At 72.1% G+C, this 6,573-nt stretch carries 7 protein-coding genes; 1 reads left to right on the top strand and 6 read right to left on the bottom strand.

What is annotated here, in order from left to right; genetic code table 11:
• From BGO22_RS22415 to BGO22_RS08385, 5 genes are all read right to left on the bottom strand, one after another.
• A partial coding sequence (locus tag BGO22_RS22415) for a CoA transferase (RefSeq protein ID WP_353744348.1) occupies positions 1-108 on the bottom strand: 108 nt, incomplete at its 3' end.
• A 24-nt stretch (positions 109-132) separates the two neighbouring features.
• Entirely contained in the window at positions 133-1,032 is a 900-nt protein-coding gene (locus BGO22_RS08370; RefSeq protein WP_286850092.1) for an acyl-CoA dehydrogenase family protein, read from the bottom strand.
• Positions 1,029-2,180, bottom strand: coding sequence for an acyl-CoA dehydrogenase family protein (locus BGO22_RS08375; RefSeq protein ID WP_070399299.1), 1,152 nt, complete (start codon positions 2,178-2,180; stop codon positions 1,029-1,031). Before BGO22_RS08375 ends, BGO22_RS08370 begins: the two co-directional genes overlap by 4 nt.
• A gap of 19 nt (positions 2,181-2,199) precedes the next feature.
• The gene (locus BGO22_RS08380; RefSeq protein ID WP_286850094.1) at positions 2,200-3,021 is read right to left on the bottom strand and encodes an SDR family NAD(P)-dependent oxidoreductase; all 822 of its coding nucleotides are present in this window, start codon (positions 3,019-3,021) and stop codon (positions 2,200-2,202) included.
• On the bottom strand, positions 3,018-4,016 hold the full coding sequence (locus BGO22_RS08385) for a Bug family tripartite tricarboxylate transporter substrate binding protein (RefSeq protein ID WP_286850097.1): 999 nt from the start codon (positions 4,014-4,016) through the stop codon (positions 3,018-3,020). The genes BGO22_RS08380 and BGO22_RS08385 overlap by 4 nt, the downstream gene beginning before the upstream one ends.
• 188 nt (positions 4,017-4,204) lie before the next feature.
• On the opposite strand from BGO22_RS08385, the gene BGO22_RS08390 reads away from it, so the two are divergent.
• Positions 4,205-4,993 carry an IclR family transcriptional regulator gene (locus tag BGO22_RS08390; RefSeq protein WP_070399296.1) on the top strand — a complete coding sequence of 263 codons (789 nt, stop codon included), beginning with the start codon at positions 4,205-4,207 and terminating at the stop codon, positions 4,991-4,993.
• A gap of 31 nt (positions 4,994-5,024) precedes the next feature.
• Here BGO22_RS08390 and BGO22_RS08395 read toward each other — a convergent pair.
• Positions 5,025-6,573: autotransporter family protein (locus tag BGO22_RS08395; protein ID WP_286850101.1), on the bottom strand; the 1,549-nt coding region annotated here is incomplete at its 5' end.

Below are 6,573 nucleotides of genomic sequence, written 5' to 3' on the forward strand. Positions count from 1 at the left end.
CTTGATGACCTCGGCGCCGAGGTCGCCCAGGGACTGCGCGGCCAGCGGCGCGGCGAGGATGCGGCTGAGGTCCAGGACCCGGATGCCGGTGAGGGGCAGGCGTTTCATGTGCGGGTCTTTCCTGAACTCATGTCATGCGGGCCAGGCCTGACCGGCCGCGAGCTGGAACTGGCGATCCGCCGCGCCGAGTTCCGATTGCAGGCGCCGCGCGCGGTAGGTCCAGCGGTGCAACGGGTGTTCCAGCGTGAGGCCCATGGCGCCCATGAACTGGTGCAGGTCGTAGGCCACCGGGCGCACGGCCTGCTGCGCCTGGCCCAATGCCAGCGCGGCCGGCACACTGCCCGCCGCCGCCGCCAGCGCCAGCCAGCGCACCCCCTCCACGGCCACGGCGCTGTGCGCCAGCCGGTGCTGCACGGCCTGCAGGCTGCCCAGCGGGCGGCCGAACTGGCGCCGGTCGCTCACGTGCTGCACCACGCTGGCCAGCGCGGCCGACAGGCAGCCGGCGATCTCGGCGGCGAGGGCCACGCGCCTGAGGTCCAGGCAGGCCTTGGGGTCGGTATCGAGCCGCCGCCAGGACAGGGCCTCGGGCGCCACCAGTTCGCCCATGGGGTAGGCCCACAGGCTCTCGACCTCGCGCGCCTCGCCCGGCGCCAGCGCCGCGGCGAACACCCCATCGGCCTCGATGGCCACCGCGCAGGCCGCCTGCGCGAGAAAGCGCGCCGGCGCGTGCCGGTCCTCGCCCAGCACCGCGCACACGCGCGGCAGGCCCAGCCGCGGCGCCAGCAGCGCCGACGCGCCGAGCTCGGTGCAGAACGGCAGGCGCGCCAGGGCGATCACCATCGCGGCGGCGGCCACCGGGCCCAGGCCTTCGGTGGTCATGGCCTCGAAGTAGCCGCCCTGCTCCAGGTCGCGGTCCAGTTCGGGCAGGCACTCCACGCGCGCCGGCGCGGGCGTTCGCGCGAGGTGGTGCTGCACCACCTGCTCCACCGCGTCGAGCAGGGCGCGCTGGTCGTCGTTGAGTTCAAAGTTCATGCGCGGGCCTCGCGCGGCAGCTTCAGGAAGTCCTGCGCCACCAGGTTGAGCTGGACCTCGGCCGCGCCCGCCGCGATGCCGGCGGCGATGGCGCGTTCGTGGTGCGAGAGGTGCAGCGGGAAGGCGTCGCCGCAGTAGCTGTCGGGCAGGAACTGCATGCCGAAATCGGACACCTGGTGGTCGGCCGCGATCACGGCCGTGCGGGCCACGTTGGCGTCGGCCGTGGGCGGCAGGCCGCGCGCGCGCTGGTGAATCACGCGGTAGACCAGCAGGCGCGCGGCCTCGATGGCGGCCAGCGCCTGGCCCGCGCGCGCCCGGATCAGCGGATCGTCGAAGCGGCCTTGCGACTGCAGTTGGCGCACCATGCCGTCGAGCACGCGGCGCGAGAAGGCGTAGCGCGCGATGCCCACGCGCTCGTGCGACAGCGCCCAGCCGATGATGGGCCAGGCCTGACCCTCCTCGCCGAGCAGCGCATCGGCCGGTACCACCACGTCGTCGAAGAAGACCTCGTGGATGTCGCCCTCGCCGATCAGCGAAGGAATGCCGCGCACGGTGATGCCTGGCGTGTCCATGGGCACGAGGAAGATGCAGATGCCCTGGCGACCCGCGCCACCGGTGCGCGCGAGCAGGAAGCAGGTCTGCGCCAGGCCGGCGTACGAGGTCCAGATCTTGGAGCCGTTGATCACATAGTCCTGGCCCCGCCGCTCGGCGCGCGTGCGCAAGGCCGCAAGGTCCGATCCCGCCGACGGCTCGGAGAAGCCCTGGCACCAGATCGCCTGACCCGCGGCCATCGGCGGCAGGTAGCGCCGCTGCTGCGGCACCGAACCGAAACGCATGATGGTCTGGCCGATGAAGTTGACGTTCATGTACTGCGCGCCGCGCGGTTCGCCAGCGGCCCAGAGCTCTTCACCGATGATGAAGTGGTGCCAGGGCGGCGCGCCGCGGCCACCGTGCTCCACCGGCCAGTGCGGCACCAGCAGGCCGGCCTCGGCCAGCTTCGGGCAGAAATTCAGCGAGAAGGCCGTCTGCTCCGGGCTGCCCGGGCCGTGGCGGCTCAGGCGCGCCCAATCGGGCGGCAGTTCGCGCGCGAGCAGGTCGCGCACGCGTTCGCGCAAGGCCGTCTGCTCCTCGGTCCACGAGAAATCCATGTGAGTCCCTGTCGTTCTTTCAGGCGGGTGCGGCGTCGCGGTTGACCTGGTGCAGGTAACTCAGGTAGCCCATGGGCACGAAGCTGCCGCCGTTGACGCCGATCACCGTTCCACTGGTCCACGCGGACGCGTCGCTCACCAGGTAGGCACACAGCGGCCCCACGTCCTCGGGGCGGCCCAGGCGCTGCAGCGGCACGGTCTGCACCTGGCGGCGGATGCGTTCGGGCGTGTCGAAGGTCTTCGCCAGCTCATCCGTCATCACCACGCCGGGCGCCACCGCGTTCACGCGGATGCCGCGGTAGCCCCATTCGGCGGCCATGGTGCGCGTGAGGTTCTCCAGCGCCGCCTTGGCCGCGCCGTAGTGCCCCGTGCCCGGGTTGGGATACGAGGCGCTGCGCGAGCTGATGTTGACGATCGATCCCCCGCGCACCATGGCGCGCGCGGCGGCCTGCGCGGCGAAGAACGCGGCCTTGAGGTTGAGGTCAACCACGCGGTCCCACTGCGCCTCGCCGATGGTGTCGAGCGGCCCGACGTCGGCGGGGCTGGCGCTGCCGGCGTTGTTGACCCAGCCGTCGATGGCGCCGAAGCGCTCGAGCGTGGCGGCGATCAGGCGGTCGCGGTCGTCGCTGCGCGTGATGTCGCCCACCACCGCGAGGGCTTGCGCGCCCAGGGCCTGCACGCCGCGCACCGTCTCGTCCAGCGCCAGGGCGCCGCGCCCCGACACCACCACGTTCGCGCCGCACCGCGCCATCGCGTCCGAGATGCCACGCCCGATGCCCTTGCCGCCGCCGGTGACGACGACCGTCTTGCCCACCAGAGAGAACAAACCCGGCACGCTCATTGCGGGTGGTACCCGATCTGCTTGGCCGCCGCCGCCCACATGTCCTGCTCGGCCTTCGTGTTCTGCGCGTGCACCTCGGTGCCTCCGCCCACGGGCACCACGCCGGCCTGCGCCAGGCGCTCGCGGATGGATGGGTCTTTCAGGACCTCGTTGAAGGCCGCGTTGAGTTTCTCCACCACCGCGTCGGGCGTGCCAGCCGGCACCCAGATGCCATAGGAGAAGGCGAACTGCAGATCGCGCACGCCCACCTCGGCCAGCGTGGGCACGTCGGGCAGCGAGGGGGAGCGCTCCTGCGCCCCGTGCGCGATCGCCTTGATGCGCCCCTCTTTGATCATGCCCAGGTAGAACACCGGCACGTCGATCCCCATCTGGATTTCGTTCGTCATCAGCGCCGTGGCCACCTGCGTGGAGCCCTTGTACGGAATGGCCACCGCCTCGAAGCCGGCCTTGGACTTCAGCATCTCGGTGGCCAGCAGGATGCTGCCGGCCGTGTGCGAGTAGTTCAGCTTGCCCGGGTTCGCTTTGGCGTAGGCCAGGAACTCGCTGAAGTTGTTCACCGGCATCGCGCCGGGAACCATCAGCGTCATGCCACCGCGCGCGATGCTCACCACCGACCGCAGCGACTTGAGGATGTCGAACTTCAGGTCCTTGATGAGCACGGGCGTGAGGCTGCCGCCGCCCAGCCACAGCATGGTGTAGCCGTCGGCCGGCGACTGCGCCACATGCTGCGAGCCGATGATGGCCGCGCCACCGGGCTTGTTCTCCACCACCACCGGCTGCCGGAGCACGGCGCCCAGCTTCTCGGCGAAGGCGCGCGCCATGGTGTCGGAGCCGCCGGCCGCAAAGGGCACGACCAGCTTCACCGGCCGGTTCGGGAAATCGGCCTGCGCCCAGGCGCCGCCGGCAGCGGCGGCCAGCGCCAGCGCGGTGGCGGCGGCGCGCGCGAGCCAGCGGCGGCGCGGCGAAGAAGGGCGGTGGATCGGCGTGCGGGGCATGGGTCTGTCTCCTGTTTCAATTGATGGAACATCTGACCTGCATGCCTGGAAGCGGCCAGTGGGGCGCGATTCTAGGAACGGCCTTCTCTCTCTGGAACCTGGCGGCCTTCGCTTTAGGGGAAAACACATTCCCAACGTTCCACGATGTGGACAGAATGCTTGGATCGAAAACTCGGACCACCAAGACCATGCCCCGCACCGCCGCGCCGCCACCCCCCAGTTCCGACGGCACGCAGGCCGTGCACCGCGCGGCCAGCATCCTGCGCGCCATCGCCCAGGCCGGCGCCGAAGGCGATTCGCTCGCCGGCATCGCGCAGCGCCTGGCGCTGCCGCGCTCCACGGTGCACCGCATCCTGGGCTGCCTGCTCGACGAGCGCCTGGTCGAGCGCGCCGATGGCCGCCGCTACCGCATGGGCCCGTTGATCCACGAGTTCGGTCTCACGCCCGCCGCGGGCTCGCAGGACGTGAGGCGCTGGCGCCACGCGGTGGAGGCGGTGGCGGCGCGCACGGGCGTCACCGCCTACCTGATGCGGCGCAGCGGCACCGAGGCCGTGTGCCTGCTCAAGGTGGACGGCAACGCGGTGGTGCGTTTCGTTCCGGTGGACGTGGGCCAACGCCGCCTGCTCGGCGTGGGCGCGGGCGCCACCGCCCTGCTGGCCGCGCTCGAGCCCGCGCGCGCCGACGACATGATCCGCGCCGTGGCGCCGGGGCTGGACCGCTACCCGCGCCTGAACGCCGACAGCCTGCGCGCCGCCGTGGCCCTGGTGCGCCGCAGCGGCTTCGCCATCAGCCAGGGCACGGTGGTGGACGACGGTTTCGGCATGGGCCGCGCCCTGCCCGCGAGCGAGGGCACGCCGCACCTGGCCATCAGCATCGCCGCGCACGCCACCATGGTCACGGAGTCGCGCATCGCGGCGTGGAAGAAGGTGATCGTGGAAGAAGTGCAGGCCGCGGGGCCTGGCCGGGCGCGCGACTAGGCGCCGTGCGCCGCTCCGCCCCCGACCCGGATCACCACAGCACCCGCACGCCCACGCCACCGCTCAGGCCGCTGCCGGTGCGCGCGTCGCCGCCCAGGTCCCACAGCCGGCTCACCTCGCCGTACAGGCTGACGGTGGGGCTGAGTCGCCAGTCCAGGCCCGCGCTCAGCTCACTGCTGCTGCCGCCGGTGCGACTGCTGATGTCGGTGCCACCGGCGCCGCCGACGAAGCGCGTGATGTCCGTGCTGTTGCTGCGCTTGTAGAGGTTCAGGCTGGCGTAGGGGCGCAGCGCGCCGGGGCCTGCGTTGAAAAGCCCTTTCACGCGCACCCCCATGCGAGCGATCCAGCTGCCATCGGTGTCCTGCTGCACGGAGGCACCGCTCAGGCCGGTCTCGTCCAGGCTCAGGCGCTGGTAGGCCAGTTGCACCGAGGGCTCGATCAGCCAGCGCGGCGAGAGTGCGAAACCCTGGCCGGCTTCCAACGACGCCATCAGGCTGTCGCCCTTGCCGGCGCTCGATTCGCCCTGCGCCGGCGTGGCGCTGTAGCGGTGGTGGCCGAGCTGCAGCACGGCGTCCAGGCTCAGGCTGTCGCGCTGCCAGGTGGCGTAGCCGCCCAGGTACTGGCTGCGCAGGTCGTTGCGGCCGGACAGGTAGTTCGCGGCGCCGCTGGCCTGACCACGCACATCCAGGTCGCCCTCGAGCTGGCCCAGGTAGAGGCCCGCGCGCCAATCCCCTTCGTTCCACAGGTCGGTGCCGGTCTGGAAGCCGTTCAGGCGGCCGTTGCTCGTGGGGCTGACCGTGCCCTGCTGCGCGATGTCGCGGTCCACGCTGAACACGCGGCCCCAGGCCTGGCGCTCGCGCCCGCTGTTGTCGGTGCCTGCGCGCGATTCGCCCATGCGCTGCTGGCGGTTGCCGAGCATGGCGATGTCGAGCGCGCGGAACTGCTCGGGCACCACCGCGTACAGCGCCACTTCGCCGCGAAGGCCGTCGGAGCGCAGGTACCAGTTCTCGCCGACGCCGTTGGCGTCGGCCGCGTACAGGCGGTACTGGTAGGCGCCACCGCCCACGACGCCGTTGGCCAGGCGGAACGCGTCCTTGGTGGTCTGCGCGGTGGTGGTGGCGCCGCCGGTGGCGGTGATGACCTCGATGCCATCGCCCGTGGTAGGCGCGCCCAGGCCGCCGAAGTGGGCGATGCCCAGCAGCGTGGTGCCGGTGGCGCTGGCCCCCGCGCCATTGAGCACCAGCCGGCCACTGGCCAGGCCGCCCGCGCCCGGGGCCGTGCCCACGCGCAAGGTGCCGCCCTGGCCCACGTAGGCGCCCGTCATGGTGAGCGTGCCGCCGGGCAGCGAGACCGTGCCGGCGTTGTTCAGTGTGCTGAGGGTCTGGTCGAAATCGCCGGCGTCGAGCGCACCCGAAGCACCGACCGTGTGCGCCGAAGCGGCGCTGAAGGCGTTGGCCACGCCCGCGCGCAGCGTGCCGCCGGTGATGTGGGTGGCCCCGCTGTAGGTGCTGGCGCGGGTGAGCGTGGTCGTGCCACTGCCCACGTGGTTGAGGCTGATGCTGCCGGTGATGGCCGGCGCG

This window comes from Hydrogenophaga sp. 70-12 (genome assembly GCF_001897365.1).
GTDB classification, from domain to species: domain Bacteria; phylum Pseudomonadota; class Gammaproteobacteria; order Burkholderiales; family Burkholderiaceae_C; genus Hydrogenophaga; species Hydrogenophaga borbori.